Here is a 16663-nt window from a genome sequence, read left to right as displayed (position 1 = left end):
GCCAGTCTTTGATCGGTCAACGACAAAGAAGGCGAGGACGGCTCCGATAATCGATCTCCCCCCTTGTGGGGGAGATGCCGGCAGGCAGAGGGGGGTCGACGGGGCGCTCCCATTCAGCCCATATGTCGCCCCCAGCCCCGGCCTCGGCAAGGCCTCACGCCGCCGCGACGATCCGATCGTCCTTCAGCCAGAGCCGCGGGTCGGTTTCGGCCGCCGGACGGGCGCTGGAAAGCGCCTCGCAGAGCGCCCGCATCGCATCCAGGGAATGGACGGAGCGGAACTCGTCGACATGGGGCAGCATCGCCCGGACACCCCGCGCCTTGGCCGAAAATCCATCGTAGCGCAGCAGCGGATTCAGCCAGACCAGCCGGCGGCAGGATTTGTGCAGCCGCTCCATCTGCTTTTCGAGATCCTCGACGCTGTCGCGCTCCAGCCCGTCGGTGATGAGGATGACGATCGCCCCCTGCCCGAGCACCCGCCGAGACCAGACCCGGTTGAAGGCGCCGATCGCCTCGCCGATGCGGGTGCCGCCGGACCAGTCCTTCACCGCGCCGGCGCATTCCTCCAGCGCTTCGTCCGGGTCCTTGCGGCGCATCTGCCGGGTGACGTTGGTCAGCCGCGTCCCGAAGAGAAACGTGTGCACCCGCCGCCGTTCGTCGGTCAGCGCGTGCAGAAAGTGCAAAAATATCCGCGTGTACTGGCTCATCGAGCCGGAAATGTCGGCGATCACCACCACCGGCGGGTGACGCGTTCTCGGCGAGGAGAACTTCGGCAGGACGAGATCGCCGCCGGTCCTCATCGAGGCCCGCATGGTCGCGCGCGCGTCGATCCTTCGGCCGCGGGCATCGAGCCTGAAGCGGCGGGTCTTCACCTCGTCCTGGGGAAGCCGGAGCGCGGCGATGGCGCGCCTCGCCTCGGCGAGCTCGGCGACCGACATCTGGGCGAAATCCTTCTGCCGGAACACCTCGTCGCCGGAAACCGTCAGGCTCGCGTCGATCTCGACGATCGGCCGCTCCTGCCGCGTCACGCGGTTTCCGGCGCCTTCGAACAGGCCCTCGGCCGCCCGGTCCTCGCCGGCCCGTTTCTTCTCCCGCTCGCTCTCGCGCGGCGGCGCCGTCGGCGAGAACATCGCGATCATCTTCTCGATCAGTTCGCGCGAGCGCCAGAACAGCCGGAAGGCCTCGGCAAACACCGCCTCGTCCTCGCGCCGCGAGACGAGCGTCGCATGCAGCGTCCAGTAGAAGTCGTCGCGGGAAGTCAGTCCGGCGACCTTCACCGCGGCGATGGCGTCGAGGGTGGCGGAGGGGCCGAGCTTCAGCCCGGCGCGGCGCAGCGCCCGCGCGAAATAGGCGATGTTGTCGGCGAGCCGCCCCTGCGGGTCGGCCTTCGCCGGTGCCTCGACGTCGCCCGCCATCGGTTCAGCCGGCCGCGCGAAGCTCACGCTTCACCTCGTCGAGGATCTTCTTGCTCTCGCCGGTCTGCAGCCGCTCGATGTCGTCCTGATATTTCAGCAGAACGCCGAGCGTGTCGGAAATATGGGCCGGGTCGAGGGCGACGGCATTGAGTTCGGTCAGGGCATTCGCCCAGTCGATCGTCTCGGCGACGCCCGGCGCCTTGAAGAGGTCGATCGACCGAAGCTTCTGGACGAAGCCGACGAGCTCGGCCGCGAGGTCTTCGTTGGCGCGCGGCGCCTTGCGCCGGACGATGGCGAGTTCGCGCTCCGCTTTCGGATAGTCCACCCAGTGATAGAGGCAGCGGCGTTTCAAGGCGTCGTGGATCTCGCGCGTGCGGTTGGTGGTGATGATGACGATCGGCGGCTCCTCGGCCTTGACCGTGCCGAGTTCGGGGATCGTCACCTGGTTGTCCGAGAGAATCTCCAGAAGAAACGCCTCGAAGGCTTCGTCGGTGCGGTCGAGTTCGTCGATCAGCAGCACCGGCGTGCGGCCGGGCACGGCCTCCAGCGCCTGGAGGATCGGCCGGCGGATCAGGAAGCGTTCGGAGAAGATCTCCGAGCGCATGGCGTCGCGCGCCGTATCGCCGCTCGCCTCGGCGAGGCGGATCTCGATCATCTGCGCCGCATAGTTCCATTCGTAGAGTGCCGAGGAGACGTCGAGCCCCTCGTAACACTGCAGGCGGATCAACGGCCGGTCGAGGGCCTGCGCAAGGACCTTGGCGATCTCCGTCTTGCCGACGCCGGCCTCGCCCTCGAGGAACAGAGGCCGCCCCATCTTGAGCGCGAGGAACAGCACGGTCGCCAACGGCCGGTCCGCCAGATAGTCGGCGCGGTCGAGAAGCGTTGCCGTCTCGTCGATCGAGGCAGGAAGTTTCGTCACGGTCGTCCTTTCACGCTGGCAATCGCACCGGCTTACTCTCCGCCGCCGAGCGTGCGGAAACCGCGGCCGAGATAAATCAGCCCCGAGCCCGCGTCGCTGGCCCTCAAGCCGGCAACCTCGCCGATCAGCACCTTGTGGGTGGCGATCACCCGGGCGTCGATCAGCCGGCAGTCGAAGCTGACGAGGGCCGTATCGAGCAGCGGCGCGCCGGTCTCGCCCTTCGACCATTCGCCGCGGGCGAAGCGCTCGGGCTGCGAGAGCTTGTCTTCGCCGGCAAACGCCCGCGCCAGCGCCTCGTCGCCGGCCGAAAGCAGATTGACGGCAAACACGCCGTTCTCCTCGAACCAGGCATTGTCCGGGCTCGACAGGTTGAGGCAGACGAGCAGGGTCGCCGGATCGTCGGAGACCGAACAGGCGGACGTCACCGTCACGCCGCGCCGGCCGGACGCGCCGTCGGTCGTGACCACGTTCACCGCGGCGGCAAAGCGCGTCATCGCCTCGCGAAACGCGCCGGGGTCGGTCCGGCCGGACTGCAACGATCGTCGATCCTCGGTCATCGGAAGGGCACGGTTGAAGTTCATGGGCCGATACATAGGGTGGATGCCGCCGGAGCGCAGCCTCGGCTCTTCGCAGATCGAAAGGCAATCCGGTGGACCGCCCGCCGGAGGGAGTCGCTCGTTTGAAGTCTGGCACGGCCGCGGCATCATTTCCAACCTCGAACGAAATCGTTATGAGACCGCCATGCGCGCACTCGCAGTCTTCGCCCCGCTCCTTCTCGCAGCCCTGCCGGCCATGGCGCAGGATGGCGCACCCGCCCCGACGGCGGAACCGGTGATCGGCATCGCCGCGCCGCTGTCGGATTCTCAGGAGATCCTCGGTCGGCAGGTGGCCGATGGTATCGCCGCGGCGCTCGGCGAGCGAAACGGTGCGCCGAGAACCGTCCTCTCCGACACGTCCTGTTCGGCCGAGGGGGGTGCGGCGGCAGCGCAGAAGTTCGTCGCCGAGAAGGCAAACGTGGTGGTCGGCTTTCTCTGCGTCGAGGCGATCGAAGCCGCCCTGCCGATCCTGAAGGACGCGAACATCCCGACGATCGACGTCGGCGTCAGGGCCAGTCGCCTCACCGACGACAAGGAGCGCACGGGCTTTCTGGTCTACCGGCTGGCGCCGCGATCGGAGGCCGAGGCGGCGGCCGTCGCGCTCTACATCGCCGCCCGCTGGGCCGACCAGCCCTTCGGTCTCGTCGACGACGGCACGATCGCCGCGCGCGGCCTGACGGACGCCGTGCGCCGCCGGCTCGGCGACGAGGGGCTGCAGCCCCAGACCGCCGACAACTTCCGACCGGCCGAGGAAAAGCAGTTCGGCCTCGCAAGGCGGCTCGAGCGCACCGGCGTCACCCGCTTCTTCATCGCCGGCGACCGGCCGGACATCGCGATCATCGCCCGGGACGCCAGGGAACTCGGCCTCGACCTTTCGATCGTCGGCTCGGAAACGCTGTTCGACGAAGCCAGCACCGACGCACCGCTGCCGGCAGGGATCGTCGCCATCGGCCCGAAGACGAGCTTTCCCGAACTCGAGCCGCAAGGTCCGCCGGCCGAGGGAAAGGAAGGCGACGCGGACGCGGGTCATCTGCCGCCGCAAGGCCATTTCGGCGCGGCCTATGTGGCGGGCCAGATCGCCGCCACCGCGATCGACGACGCGAAGCAGACGGGCGAGCCGCTCGGCCAGGTCCTCTCCACGACGACCTTCCAGACCGGCCTCGGACCGGTGACGTTCGACGCCGAGGGCGACGGGGACCTCGACCTCTTCCGCGTCTACGAGTGGCGCGGCGACGAATTCGTCGACGAGACCGGCGGCTGAGCCGGTGACGATGTCGCGCCCTGGACCGCGAAACCTCATCACCGACGTTGGCGGCGTCAAGGTCGGTCATGCCGGTGATGCGAAGCTGAAGAGCGGCGCGACCGTCCTTCTCCTGGACGAAGCGTCGACGGCCTCCGTCGCGGTCCTCGGCGGCGCGCCGGGCACGCGCGAGACGGATCTTCTCGCGCCCGACAGGCTCGTTTCCGGCGTCGACGCGCTCGTCCTCTCCGGCGGCTCGGCCTTCGGCCTCGATGCGGCGTCCGGCGTCCAGTCCTTCCTGCGCCGCCAAGGTCGGGGCTTTGCCGTCGCGGGCTTCGCCGTGCCGATCGTTCCGGCCGCGATCCTCTTCGACCTCGCCAATGGCGGCGACAAGGACTGGGGGCTGCACCCGCCCTATCGCGACTTCGGCTTCGCGGCCGCGGAGGCCGCCGCGGAAGACTTCGCCCTCGGCACCGCCGGCGCCGGGATCGGCTGCACGACGGCGACGCTGAAGGGCGGCATCGGCTCGGCCTCGGTCCGGCTCGAAAACGGCGTCACCGTCGGGGCGCTGGTCGCCGTCAACGCCGTCGGTTCGGTCACGATCGGCGATACCCGGCATTTCTGGGCGGCGCCCTTCGAAATCGACGGCGAATTCGGCGGCCTCGGCCTGCCCTCGCCTTTGCCCGCCGACGCGAGCCAGCCGAAGACGAAATTGGGCCCCAAGCCCGGGACGAACACCACGATCGGCATCGTCGCCACCGACGCGGTCGTCGACAAGGCGGCGGCCAGACGCCTCGCCGTCGCCGGCCATGACGGGTTCGCTCGGGCGATCTGGCCGTCGCACACCAATTTCGACGGCGACCTCGTCTTCGCCGTCGCGACGGGCCGTTCCGGCGTCGCCGTCGATCCGGCCGGCCCGGACGCGATCGATCTCGGGGCCGCCGCCGCCGCGGTCGTGGCGCGGGCGATCGCCCGGGGCGTTCATGCCGCAAGGTCAGAGCCGGGAGACCTGCTGCCGGTCTGGAGCGCTCCCGACGACTGACCGACCTTCGGGCGCCCTGCATGGCTTTTGCTTCAAACTCATGCCGACGAAGCATTGTCTTTCGGCCGACTTCCCGCCAAAGCAGGTGATCGTGCCCGTCTGAAGCGTCGTTGCCATGTCGATTACCACCATCGTCGCGCTCGTCGCGATCGTCATCGCCCTCGGATCGCTCGCCCGGCCGGTCGCGCGCTGGCTGCGATTGCCGATGTCGATCGTGCTCGCCGGTGGCGGCCTGGCGCTCGGCAGCCTCTGCCTCTACTCGCTCGCCAATCCCGGCTCGCTGTTTCCGGAAGAATTCTCCGAGCAGGTGCTCAATCTCCCGATCGGCTCGCATCTCTTCCTCTACGTCTTCCTGCCGACGCTGATTTTTCAGGGCTCCCTCGGCGTCGACATGCATCGGATCCGGGAGGATTTCGTCCCGATCCTCATCCTCGCCCTCGGCGCCGTCGTCGTCGCCACCTTCGGCGCCGCTCTGGCGCTCTGGCCGCTCGCCGGCATGCCGCTGCTGGCCTGCCTGCTCGTCGCCTCGCTGATCGCGACGACCGACCCCGTCGCCGTCATCGCGATCTTCCGCGAAGTCGGCGCGCCGGAGCGGCTGACGAGGCTCGTCGAGGGCGAAAGCCTGTTCAACGACGCGGCGGCGATCTCGCTGTTCCTGATCTTCACCATGGCGCTGACGGCTCCCGGCTCGCTGTCGGCTTTCGGCATCGCCGCCAGCCTCGTCCTCCTGCCGCTCGGCGGCGCGGTCGTCGGCTGGCTGGTGGCGCAGGCCTTTCTGGCCTTGTCCCGATCCCTGGCCGACGACCGCATCGCCTTCGTCTCGCTCAGCCTCGCCGTGCCCTATCTCGCCTACTGGCTGGCCGAGGAAGCCTTCGAGGTCTCCGGTGTCATCGCCGTCGTCTCGGCGGGCGTGACGCTGGCGACCTTTGCCCCCGGGCGGATCGCCGGCGGCACCTGGCGGCACCTCAACGACACCTGGGAACAGCTCGCCTCCTGCTCGGCGATCCTCATCTTCGTGATGACGTCGCTCCTGGTGCCGCGCCTCGTCGCCGATGCGACGCCCTACGACCTCTTGCTGCTCCTCGTCGTCTTCGTCGCGACGCTGGTGGCACGCGCCGTCGTGATCTTCGGTTGCTTCCCGCTGCTCGCGCGGTTCGGGCTCTATGACGGTGTCTCGCGCTCTTATGCGGTGGTGATGATCTGGGGCGGTCTGCGCGGCTCGATGACGCTCGCTCTCGCCCTCGCGGTGACCGAGAACCCGGCGATCCCGCGGCCGGTCGCAGCCTTCGTCGCGACGATCGCGACGGGCTACACGCTGATGACGCTGTTCGTTCAGGGCACCACCCTACGACCGCTCATCCAACGGCTGCGGCTCGACGTCCTCTCCCGCGTCGATCGGGCGATCCGCGATCTCGCCCTGTCGGCGACGTCCGAGAAGGTCCAGAGGCTCGCCCATTCGATGGCGCGCCGCTTCCGCACGGCAGCGCAGAAGGAAGGCATCGACGACGGCCTGGAACTCGCAGTCGACCCGGTCACCTCGACGTCGAACCTCGTCGAGGAGGAAAAGCTGCGACTGGCGCTGATCACCCTGTCGAACCGCCAGCGGGAGATCGTGCTCGCCCATTTCACCGAGGGCAAGATTTCCCCGGCGATCGCCCGCGAACTGGCGGCGGAGGCGCGGCGGCGGCTCGACCTGATCCGCGCCGACGGCAGAGCCGGCTATGCGCAGGCCAACAGGGCCGAGGTCGGTTTTGACCGGCTCGACCGGCTCAGCCTCTTCCTGCAGCGCAGGCTCGGCTCCAGCCGTCTCCTGTCGAAGCGCCTCGCCGACCGGTTCGAGCGGCTGGCGGAGATTTCTCTCGTCATCGACCGGCTGATCCCCTTCGCCGAAGCCGAGTTGCGGCCGGTGCTCGGCGCGCACCCCACCGACGAGGCGATCGCCGCGCTGAAGGATCGCCAGAGCATCGTCGAGCGGGAGATCGCGGCGATCCGGCTGCAATATCCCGCCTATGTCGCCAGGCTGGAGCGAACGATCATCGCCCGCTCGATCCATGCCTTCAAGGCAAGCGAGATCGAGCGGCTGCGCAGCTCGGGCGTCATCAACGCCGAGGTCGAAAGCCACGTCCTGAAAGGGCTCGACCGACGGCGAGCGGCCGAAACGGTGCGCCCCGAGCTCGACCTCGGGCTCGACACCACGAGCCTCATCGCCCGCTGCGACCTCTTCGCCGATCTCGACGATCGCAACAAGGCCGAGCTGGCCCGGCATCTGAGGCCGCATTTCGCGCCGCCGGGCATGCCCCTGATCAGGACCGGCCAGATCGGCGACGCCGCCTATTTCATCGCTTCGGGCGCGGTGGAAGTCGAACGCGGAGCGGTGAAGGTGCGGCTCGGCAGCGGCGACATCTTCGGCGAACTGGCGCTGATCTTCGACATCCGCCGGCAGGCGGACGTCCGGGCCATCGCCTATTCGTCGCTCTTGCGTCTTTCGGCCCAGGATTTCGCCCAGTTCCTCGCCCGCCACCCGGATCTGCGGGCCAAGATCGAGGCGGTCGCCCGGGCGCGGATGGACGAGAACCAGATGACCGGCCCCGAGGTCGCCTCCGTCGGCAGAGAGACGGTCTGAGGCGGCCGACGCAGATTTTCGCGTTTACGTCGCGATGACGCCGTCCGGCGCGGCGGACTTCGGAATGCGCGACGCGCCAAGGTGTGGCCGGTCGCGCAAGTCGACCACCGGACGGCGGGTCGTTCAGACGGTTTCCGCCCGCACCTCGCTCGCGCCGGGGATCGGGCTCGGATGCCTGTGCGCCTCGCGCGCCGCGATGGTGGCGTAGAGGTGCTCGAGCGCAGGCACCTCGAAGGAGGCGGCCACCGGTTCGGCGCCGACGAGAAGGCCCTCCACCGCCGCGTCGAAGCGTTTGCGCGTTGCTTCCTCGACCGGCTCGATGGAGGCGACCGTATAGACCGGCGAAACACCGCTGCGACCCTTCACTGCAATTCGAGCCACGAGCAGCGGCCCCAGCCTGCCTCCGATCTTCGCCGCCGTCCCGGCACCGAGCAGCAGCGGCACGCGGCATTCCTTCGACGCCCCTTCGAGGCGGGAGGCGTAGTTCACCGCATCGCCCAGCACCGAATAGTCGAAGCGCGTCGCCGAGCCCATGTTGCCGACGACGCAGGCGCCGGTGTTGATGCCGACGCCGACCGCGAGCTTCGGCGCCGTCTCGCCGAGTTCGGCGCGAAGCTCCTCGTTCAAGGCGTCGACGGCTGCCAGCATCGCAAGGCCGGCCTCGACGGCGTGGACGGCATGGTCCGGATCGTCGAGCGGCGCGTTCCAGAACGCCATGATGCAGTCGCCGATGAACTTGTCGATCGTCCCGCCCCGCTCCAGCACCGCGGCCGACAGCGGCGTCAGCAGCCGGTTGATCAGCTGGGTCAGCCGTTCCGGCTCGTCCTTCATCGATTCCGCCAAGGTGGTGAAGTTGCGGATGTCGCTGAAGAGGATCGTCAGTTCGCGCCGTTCGCCCCCCAATTTCAGGGCCGACGGGTCCCGCGCCAGCCGCTCGACGAGAGCCGGCGCGAGATAATGGCCGAAGGCTCTGGTCACTTCGCGCCGCATCGCCCGCTCCTGGGTGATGTCGCGGGCGGCGAGCGGCACCAGCACCGCGGTGACGGCGAGCGACGGCGCGATCGGCGGCAGGAACATCCGGAGGAAAAAGAACGATACGGCACTGACTGCAAGGATCAGCGCCACGAGCCCGAGGCCCGCGCCGAGCGTCCACAGGCCCGCCGGCCGGAAGGCGGCGACGCCGGCGAGGAGCGCTGCGGCGGCGACCGCAAGACCGAGCAGCGGCAGGCCCGCCCATCGCGACGACAGGGCGTGGCGCAGATTGTCGGCGATCGTCGCCTGGATCTCGACGCCCGGCACCAGCAGGCCCGTCGACGCGGTGAAGGCGGTGGCGAAACTGTCTGCGCCCCCGGTCTCCGCAGGGATCGCCATCTGCAGGCTGCGGCCGACGACGGCGATCTTGCCTTTGAGATAACCCGGCGGAAGGAAGTTTTCCGGATCGAGCGCCTGATAGTAGGATACGGTCGGATATGTCCTGGCCGGACCCATCGGCGCGATCAGCCGGCCGGCCGCAGCCTCTTCCGGTTTCTCGCCGCGATCTCCGCCGCCGGCCGCCTCGAGAAGCTCGGCGGCGAAGATGTCCGGCGCCGTCGGCATCCGTCGCAGCACGTTGTCGGCGTCGAGCGTGACCGAGGCGAGCCCGACCCGCGCACCCGCCTCGATGAATTCCGGCAGCGGTTCGGTCCGGATCAGCTGGCTCATATGCGGCGTCTCGATGAGGCTCTCGTCGGCCGCGAGCACCACGTCTGGTCCGAGGGCCGCAGCGAGGGCCTGGTCCGCAACCGGGCTGGACGGTTCGGCGAAGACGAGATCGAGGCCGATCGCCTTCACCCCGGCCTTCCTCAGCGCCGCCACCAGTTCGGCGTGGAGAGTGCGCGGCCAGGGCCATTGCAGGCCGATCTCGGCAAAGGAGGGTTCGTCGATCGCCACCACGACGATGCCGCCGTCGGCTTCCGCCAGGGACTGCATCGGAGGCGGAGACAGGGTTGCGAGAAAATCGAAGACACGCGCTTCGGCCAGCCGAAACGGCTGCCACGTCGACAAGGCGAGACCGAGCATGATCGCCGCGGCGACGCAGAGCGCCGTCTCGGCCAGGCGACGTCGCTTCGCTCGCTCCATCTAGAACCGCGCCTGCATGCTCACGCGGATGGTCCGCTGCGCCGTCGGGACCAGCGGCGCGACCTCGACGGTGTCGTCGAAGAGGTTGTAGACGCCGGCATCGACCGCGAGGTGCCGATCCTCGCTTTCCCAGCTTCCGAACACGTCGGTGACGAAGGCGTCTTCGAGGCGGTAACCATCCAGATGGGAGCCGCGGCTGCCGAGATAGGTTTCCCGCGCGGTCACCTTCACCCGGCTCGGATCGACGTAGGTCAGGGCGAACTGTCCGCTCCAGTTAGGAACATAGGGCAAATCGCCCGTCTCCTCGTCGATCGTCCCCTTCGACCATGAGCGCGCCACCGTCGCCGAGGCGCCGAGGCCGCCGCCGAGCCAGAGATTGGCGGTCAAAGCGAGACGATCGAGCCTGGCGTCGTCGACGCCGACGCCGTCGATGTAGCCGGGGATCGCGTAGCTGAGGGCGTCGAAGTCCTGATGCTGATAATCCAGCGAGGTGAAGAACCGGCGGGACCATTCGCTGTCGAGACGGACGATGGTGGTATCGACGTGGTCGACGTCGGCGGCGACCGAGCTGGATCTGAGGCCGAGGACTCCGATGGGCGCCAGCGTGTAGGCGTCCTCCTCCGGCCGCTCTCGCATGAAGGCCGCCCGCAGCCATTGGCCGTCGACCGGCATGAAGGCGGCACCGAAGCGCGGCGCCAGGAGGTCGTCGTCGGCGCCCTCGCCTTCGGTTGTCGTGCCGAACAGTCCGGCCTCGAAGCGCAGTTCCTCGGTCGCCTCGAAGGTCGCGTCGATCCAGGCGCGGCCAAAGCTCGAGCGGCTGTCCGAGTCGTTCTGCGCGACCTGGACCGGTCCATTGGGATAGACGGCGTAGAGTTCGCTGTCGGCCCTTGAACGCAGGCTCCCATACTCGCCGCCGTACTCGATGGTCAGCGGCTCGAATCCGACGATGTGCGAGGCGCTCGCCTTGAAACTATCCTGTCTCGCCTTGGCGGAGTAGGCGCCGAAGACGTCGCTGATGAGGAACTCCAGCGGCACGCTCTCCTGCGTGCCATCGTTCTGCGATCCGAAGACGGCGACGTTGAGGACGTTCTCGTAGCCGAAGGTGTGGGACAGACCGAGGACACCCGTGAAAGAGTCATCGCGCGTGTTGTCGAAGCGCGTGAAGGGGATAGACTCCACGCTCAGCCCGCCCGTCGAGCGGTTCACCGTGACGAACCCGGCCAGCCGGTCGTAGGGGGTGACCTGCAGGCCGAAGCCGCCGATGACCTGATAGTTCTCCTCTTCCTGACTGGCATAGTCCGGCGAGACGGTCTCGCCACTCGCCTGGATGAGCATCGAATAGGGCAGCGGGTCGTAGCCGAGCGACTGGAACGAGGCGCCGAAGCTGCCGCCGAACTCGCCGCCCGCGTTGAGAAACCCGCCGGTCAGCGAGACTTCGCTGAAGGGCGTCGTCACGAAGGACGGGCGGAGGTTCGAGCCGGCAAGGCTCAGGGCATCTCCCAGAATGCCCTTCGTCAGGAGCGAGAGACCGCGCCCGTCGACGACCGGATCAGGCCCGACGATCTCGTCGTCGCGGCTGAGATAGAAGGGTGCGGCACTGCCCTGCAGCGCCCGATCGAAGTATCCGGCCGCCTCGAACGGATCGAAGACGACGTCACTCCAATAGGCGCCCCACGCATCGAGCGACAGAAACCCGTAGGCGGCAGACAGCACCGAGCCGGAATCGCGGGTCGCATGGATCGATTCATAGTCGCCGCCCTTGGCCCGGATGCGTTTCACCGCCTCCCGGGCATATTCGACGCCGGCGTCGGCCTGGTACTGATCGATCGCCAGCGCCGACAGATACTGCGCCGCCAGCGAGCTGTTCGGATCGAGCCGATCGGCGTCGTCGAAGGCCTGTTTGGCGTGTTCGATGTCGCCCGTCGCCGCATAGGCTTCGCCGAGCGCGAGCAGTCCGTCCGAATAGGCCGGATTGGCCGTCGAGGCCTTGAGCAGGCTGTCGAGCGCCTCGGCTTCCTTTCCTTCCAGCATCTGCTGCTGACCGCGGGTCAGATGAGCGAGGGTGAAGGATGGATCCGCTTTGAAGATCTCGTCGGTCATCTGCCGGGCTTCGGCGACTCGGCCCTGGGAGATGTAGAGCATGGCGAGATTGGCCCGGGTGACCGGCTCTTCCGGATCGATCGCGATGGCGCGCAGGAGAGCGGCCTCCGCTTCCTTGTCGGCGCCTCGGTCGGACAGCGCAAGGGCATAGTCGTTGAGGAGTTCCGTATCGCCGGGAGCGACCGCCAGCGCCTTTTCGAGGTCGGCGATCGCGCCTTTGACGTCGGATATGCCGTTCGCCCGGTAATAGGCGCGGGCCGACAGCGCATCGGGATCGTTCGGGTCGAGCTGATAGGCCCGGTCGGCGGCCCGCCGCGCCGTCTCGTAGTCGCTGGAAAGCACCGCGACCTGGGAAAGCACCGCCTGATATTGCGGGTCGTCCCGAAACCGCGGCTCGGCGTCCTTCAAAATCTTCAGCGCCGCGCGCGGCGTGTCCAGCATCGCGGCGACGAAGGCCTCGCCGACGACGGAGATGCGGTCGTTCGGATCCGGCCGCGGAGGGGTCGGTGCATGCTGCGGATCGGCCAGCGAGCGAGCGAAGTAGAGGAAATAGGTGGCGGTGGTCTTCTGCTCGCCGGAAAGATGCGGAAGCGCGCCCTCGTAGAGGCTGACGGCACGCCGGTAGTTCTGCCTTCCCGCGGCGATGTTGGCTTCGAGCAGATCCAGCCGGGCCGCTTGTCCGGGCGTCAGCGAGAGGGTTCTCGCCTCGCCGATCGCGGCCTCCGCCGCCTGCCGGCCGTCCCGGTCGGCGGCGATCTCGGCCGCCAGCACCCGGTCCTCGGCGCCGCGGGAGGCGAGCGGGAGCTGGGAAAGGCGGGCGCGCTCGCCGAGGAGCGCACGATTGGGCAGCGAGGTGGCGGGAAAAGACTCGAACGCCGCCCGGATCGACAGGTTGACCAGCATCTGCTCGTGAACGTCGTCGGCGACAATGACGATCTTTGCCGGTGCCTGACCGAGCGTCGCGGCGGCCCCTTCCCCCTGGCGGACCGTCACCGAACCCTGCGGGTTGGAGAACTCGACCTCGCCGTCGAGGACCGTCAGCGTCGTGCGGGAACCGTCGGCCTGCATCGACCAGTCCGTCCCGCGGATGGCCGCCGTCGCGGCGGCCGTTTCGACGAAGACGCCCGATCCGCCGCGAGCCGCGCGACCGAAGATCTGGCCGCTCTGAAGCACCAGTCGCGTATCGCCGCCGGGGATCCGCTCCTTGACGAGGAGTGTCGAGTTGCGACCGACGCGCACCTGGGTCTGGTCGGAGAACAGGATGGCGAGCTGGCCCGTCGCATTCGTCCTCAGGACGTCGCCGGTCTTGACCTCCTGCAATACCTCGACGCCGCGCCAGCTCGGCGCCTCGACGAATTCGATCTCCTCGCCGAGCTTGGCCGCGATCACCGCGCCCGCGGCCGGGGCGGAGCGCGGAATCGGCTCAGCGAGGGCCGACGTCGTCGAAAGGCCGCAGCAGATGGAAATCGTGAGATGGCAAAGCGTCTGGCGCATTGACGGAGGGCTTCGAATATGACGATAGGGCATCAATCATTTGCCGCAACGCGACTGTCAATCGACGGATCTGCGGTTGAGACGCTGGGTCAAGTCGAATCCCCGGTGCCGTGTCGGCACCGCCACAGACCCGGGGGCACGGGCATCGATCGGATCGCGCCCGCGCCGAGGCCCTTCCTCCGAACCACACAGGCTGGAGCATACGATGTCCGAGCGGCATCTCACCCATCTCGTCGAAGCCAACCGCATCTTCGCCGATCAGATCAGAACGGCCGACCAGAAGGCGGCCTACATCTTCACTTTCATCCTGGCGCTGGTCGTCTGGTCGGCCGAGACCCGGCGATCGTTCTCGCTGGAGCATCTCGCCTCCGCGGGGATCGTCAACGTCGTGGCCAGTCTGGTGCTGATGCTGGCCGTCGGCTTCGCACTGGTCTGTGCCATCTGCGTGGTTCTGCCGCGCTCGCGGCCGGGCACGAGCATCCTCTTCTGGGGTGCATGGCCCGACGCCAGCCGGACGCTCGAGGATGCCCGGCAACGCGGGGACACCGATTTCCTCTATGAAGACTATCTGCAGAATACCGCGACGCTCGCGGCGATCTGCAAGGCGAAGTACCGGCTCGTCGCCTTCGCCTTCCGCGCCATGCTCGTCGTCGTCGCGAGCTATCTGGTCCTGCTCGCGACGGCATGAGGCCTTGCCGTCACATCCCGGAGAGCAGGGCCAGGATCGCCAGGACGATGACGGCCGAGCCGAGTAGTTCCAAAGGGCGGACCTTCTCGCGGAACCAGAAGACCGAGGTGGCGAAAGTGAACACCAGCTCGATCTGGCCGAGGGCGCGGACATAGGCGACCTTCTGCAGGGTCATCGCCGTGAACCAGCCGGCCGAGGCGCCGGCGCCGGCAAGGCCGACGATGAGGCCGGGCGCCCAGGCGCGGGCGACGCGAGAGAGTTCGGCGCGGTCCTTTGCTGCCATCCAGGCGAGCATCGCCGCCGTCTGGATCGTCAGCGCCACGACGAGGGTCAGCGCCGCGCGCAGCGCCGCCGAGCCCTCGGGAAGCGCCAGGGCGGCGGCGCGGAACCCGACTGCCGACGCGCCGAACAGCGCCCCGGATGCGATCCCGATGAGGGCGGCGCGGGAGGCGAGCCCATTCACGAGGTTGCGGCTGGTGCCATTGCCGAGCGAGATGAGGACGACGCCGACGACGCCTGCGACGACCGCAAGCAAAGCGAGCGGCGAAACCGTCTCACCGAGGATCAGGAAACCGAACAGCGCCGCCTGCACCGGCTCCGTCTTCGAATAGGCCGTCCCGACCATGAAATTGCGCAGGCCGAAGAGATAGACGAGGAGGAAGGTCGCCCCGATTTGCAGAAGGCCGCCGCAGACCGCGGCAACGATCATCGCGGCGTTGAGCGCCGGCATCGGCTCGCCGCCGATCGTCACGACCGCGAAAAGGTAGATCAGCGCGAAGGGCAACCCGAAGCCGAACCTGACGAAGGTCGCGCCGGTCGTCCCCATGCTGCCCCTGAGGCGTTTCTGCAGCCCCGATCTCAGGTTCTGGAAGAAGGCAGCCGCGATCGTGATCGGGATCCAGAGGGGCATTTCGCGAATCGTCCTGTTTTTCGCAAGGTCCGACGTCTATCATCCCCCGATGCTTCAGAAACCGACAAAAGCCGAAGAGCGAAAGCTCGCCCCCACCGAACCCGGCATCCGCAAGACCGCCGAGGTGCGGCCGGGCGATTTCGCCGGTATTCGCGACTGGGTCTTCGATCTCGACAACACGCTCTATCCGCGCCACACGAACCTGTTCTCGCAGATCGATCAGCGGATGACCGCCTTCGTGGCGCAGTTCCTGCAACTGCCCAAGGACGAGGCCCGGATCGTCCAGAAGGACTTCTACCGGCGCCACGGGACGACGCTGCGCGGGCTGATGCTGGAGCATTCCGTCGATCCGGACGCGTTTCTGCAATATGTCCACGACATCGACTATTCCTGGATCGATCCCGATCCGGCCCTCGGCGAGGTGATCGCGAACCTGCCCGGCCGCAAGTTCATCTTCACCAACGGTGACCGCAATCATGCCGAGCGGGCGGCCCGCCAATTGGGCATTCTCGATCATTTCGAGGACATCTTCGATCTCGTCGCGGCCGACCTGGTGCCGAAGCCCGCGGCGGAGACTTACGACAAGTTTCTCGGACTGCACCGCATCGACGCCCCCCATGCGGCGATGTTCGAGGATCTTGCGCGCAATCTCGAAGTGCCGAAGAAGCTCGGCATGCGGACGATCCTGATCGTCCCGGCCAATTTCGAGGACACCTTCGGCGACGTGTGGGAGCACGAGGGCCGCGAAGGCGAGCACATCGACTACGTCACCGACGACCTGGCGACCTTTCTGCGCAGCATCGGCTGACACCGCCCGCGAGCGGACGGGGCGAAAGCTGCCTCATCAAACCTCAAGCTTCGCTGGGACGACGGTAGCCCTGCGTCCTCATGCGTGGTTGCCGCATTCCATGCACGTCGCGGCAACGGCGGTTCACCCGCCGAGGAGCGAACGGCCCCGCCGGACGAGACCTTTCTTCGGATGCCCGGCCTTTGCCGTCGAGCCCTCGCTCGCCCCTGTCTCCTGCCGGTTCTGGCGCAGGATGGCTTCCATCTGCTCCTCGCCGTCGCCTCCGCCGGAGATCGCCGCCCGGCGCTCGCGGCTGCTGGCGTCGTCGCTGTCCGCAGCCTCGGGTCGCGCGTCGCCGCGGGTGACGTCCTCCGGCGTATCCCGGTTCTGCTGCTCGCGCATCATCTTGGAGTCGGTGTCGAAGTCCGGCATGAAAAGATCCCCTTGGCCTCTGCGCTCGAGGCCGCTTCGAAGCGGCGGTCGTGATCGGCTGCATCGCGTTTTGCATCGCAGCGTCCAAGTGAGGCGAACGGCGTTTGCTCGAACGAGGTTCCTTGCAGGCGACGCGGAGGCCGCGTCATTCGACTGTTCCACGCCGCCCGATTTGCGTGACGGCGCGAGGAACGCCGCTCGTTCTGAGTGTCGGGCGCGCCACTGGAGAGGATACAGAGCGAAGGAGGCCGTAACGGACGGCGAGACAGCGAGCGAGGCAACGGCGCCCTGCGCCCTTGC

At 68.0% G+C, this 16663-nt stretch carries 12 protein-coding genes; 5 read left to right on the top strand and 7 right to left on the bottom strand.

Going from position 1 to position 16663, the window contains the following annotated elements; all coding sequences use genetic code 11:
* Positions 1–154 precede the first annotated feature (154 nt).
* The 3 genes from LZD57_RS17980 to LZD57_RS17970 are packed head-to-tail and all read right to left on the bottom strand — an operon-like array spanning position 155 to position 2869.
* Positions 155–1414: a vWA domain-containing protein gene (locus LZD57_RS17980; protein WP_233720999.1), complete on the bottom strand. Its 1260-nt coding sequence runs from the start codon at positions 1412–1414 to the stop codon at positions 155–157.
* Positions 1415–1418: 4 nt separating this feature from the next.
* Complete coding sequence (locus LZD57_RS17975; RefSeq protein WP_233720867.1) at positions 1419–2333, bottom strand: AAA family ATPase; 915 nt, start codon at positions 2331–2333, stop codon at positions 1419–1421.
* 32 nt (positions 2334–2365) lie between these two features.
* Complete coding sequence (locus LZD57_RS17970; protein WP_338034718.1) at positions 2366–2869, bottom strand: flavin reductase; 504 nt, start codon at positions 2867–2869, stop codon at positions 2366–2368.
* A 205-nt stretch (positions 2870–3074) separates the two neighbouring features.
* Between LZD57_RS17970 and LZD57_RS17965 the strand changes: the two genes are divergently transcribed.
* The 3 genes from LZD57_RS17965 (at position 3075) to LZD57_RS17955 (ending at position 7834) form a co-directional block, all read left to right on the top strand.
* Positions 3075–4190 (top strand): ABC transporter substrate-binding protein, encoded by a 1116-nt coding sequence (locus tag LZD57_RS17965; RefSeq protein ID WP_233720866.1) that lies wholly within the window; start codon positions 3075–3077, stop codon positions 4188–4190.
* Between the two features lie 10 nt (positions 4191–4200).
* Complete coding sequence (locus LZD57_RS17960; protein ID WP_233720865.1) at positions 4201–5211, top strand: P1 family peptidase; 1011 nt, start codon at positions 4201–4203, stop codon at positions 5209–5211.
* A 115-nt stretch (positions 5212–5326) separates the two neighbouring features.
* Complete coding sequence (locus LZD57_RS17955) at positions 5327–7834, top strand: cation:proton antiporter (RefSeq protein WP_233720864.1); 2508 nt, start codon at positions 5327–5329, stop codon at positions 7832–7834.
* 123 nt (positions 7835–7957) lie between these two features.
* On the opposite strand, the gene LZD57_RS17950 is transcribed toward LZD57_RS17955, so the two are convergent.
* Positions 7958–9952 (bottom strand): CHASE2 domain-containing protein, encoded by a 1995-nt coding sequence (locus tag LZD57_RS17950; RefSeq protein ID WP_233720863.1) that lies wholly within the window; start codon positions 9950–9952, stop codon positions 7958–7960.
* Positions 9953–13546 carry a tetratricopeptide repeat protein gene (locus tag LZD57_RS17945; protein WP_233720862.1) on the bottom strand — a complete coding sequence of 1198 codons (3594 nt, stop codon included), beginning with the start codon at positions 13544–13546 and terminating at the stop codon, positions 9953–9955.
* A gap of 205 nt (positions 13547–13751) precedes the next feature.
* Here LZD57_RS17945 and LZD57_RS17940 point away from each other — a divergent pair, with 205 nt between their 5' ends.
* A complete protein-coding gene (locus tag LZD57_RS17940) occupies positions 13752–14234 on the top strand; it encodes a Pycsar system effector family protein (protein ID WP_233720861.1) in 483 nt (160 codons plus the stop codon).
* Positions 14235–14244: 10 nt separating this feature from the next.
* Here the strand turns inward: LZD57_RS17940 and LZD57_RS17935 are convergent, their stop codons facing one another.
* Positions 14245–15144 carry an EamA family transporter gene (locus LZD57_RS17935; RefSeq protein ID WP_233720860.1) on the bottom strand — a complete coding sequence of 300 codons (900 nt, stop codon included), beginning with the start codon at positions 15142–15144 and terminating at the stop codon, positions 14245–14247.
* Between the two features lie 49 nt (positions 15145–15193).
* Here LZD57_RS17935 and LZD57_RS17930 point away from each other — a divergent pair, with 49 nt between their 5' ends.
* Complete coding sequence (locus tag LZD57_RS17930) at positions 15194–15952, top strand: pyrimidine 5'-nucleotidase (RefSeq protein ID WP_233720859.1); 759 nt, start codon at positions 15194–15196, stop codon at positions 15950–15952.
* A 123-nt stretch (positions 15953–16075) separates the two neighbouring features.
* Here the strand turns inward: LZD57_RS17930 and LZD57_RS17925 are convergent, their stop codons facing one another.
* Positions 16076–16363, bottom strand: a complete 288-nt coding sequence (locus LZD57_RS17925; RefSeq protein WP_233720858.1) for a hypothetical protein — start codon at positions 16361–16363, stop codon at positions 16076–16078.
* Positions 16364–16663: the final 300 nt, after the last annotated feature.

Source organism: Jiella avicenniae (assembly GCF_021390325.1).
Classification (GTDB): domain Bacteria; phylum Pseudomonadota; class Alphaproteobacteria; order Rhizobiales; family Rhizobiaceae; genus Jiella; species Jiella avicenniae.
The sequence above is the reverse complement of the archived record's forward strand: the minus strand, read 5'-3'. Positions and strand labels throughout refer to the sequence as shown.

Excerpts from the sequence above, each read along its gene's own strand:
- LZD57_RS17925 (WP_233720858.1), bottom strand. The coding sequence starts at position 16,363 with ATGCCGGACTTCGACACCGACTCCAAGATGATGCGCGAGCAGCAGAAC.
- LZD57_RS17945 (WP_233720862.1), bottom strand. The coding sequence starts at position 13,546 with ATGCGCCAGACGCTTTGCCATCTCACGATTTCCATCTGCTGCGGCCTT.
- LZD57_RS17940 (WP_233720861.1), top strand. The coding sequence starts at position 13,752 with ATGTCCGAGCGGCATCTCACCCATCTCGTCGAAGCCAACCGCATCTTC.
- LZD57_RS17960 (WP_233720865.1), top strand. The coding sequence starts at position 4,201 with ATGTCGCGCCCTGGACCGCGAAACCTCATCACCGACGTTGGCGGCGTC.
- LZD57_RS17935 (WP_233720860.1), bottom strand. The coding sequence starts at position 15,144 with ATGCCCCTCTGGATCCCGATCACGATCGCGGCTGCCTTCTTCCAGAAC.
- LZD57_RS17930 (WP_233720859.1), top strand. The coding sequence starts at position 15,194 with ATGCTTCAGAAACCGACAAAAGCCGAAGAGCGAAAGCTCGCCCCCACC.
- LZD57_RS17955 (WP_233720864.1), top strand. The coding sequence starts at position 5,327 with ATGTCGATTACCACCATCGTCGCGCTCGTCGCGATCGTCATCGCCCTC.
- LZD57_RS17965 (WP_233720866.1), top strand. The coding sequence starts at position 3,075 with ATGCGCGCACTCGCAGTCTTCGCCCCGCTCCTTCTCGCAGCCCTGCCG.
- LZD57_RS17980 (WP_233720999.1), bottom strand. The coding sequence starts at position 1,414 with ATGGCGGGCGACGTCGAGGCACCGGCGAAGGCCGACCCGCAGGGGCGG.
- LZD57_RS17950 (WP_233720863.1), bottom strand. The coding sequence starts at position 9,952 with ATGGAGCGAGCGAAGCGACGTCGCCTGGCCGAGACGGCGCTCTGCGTC.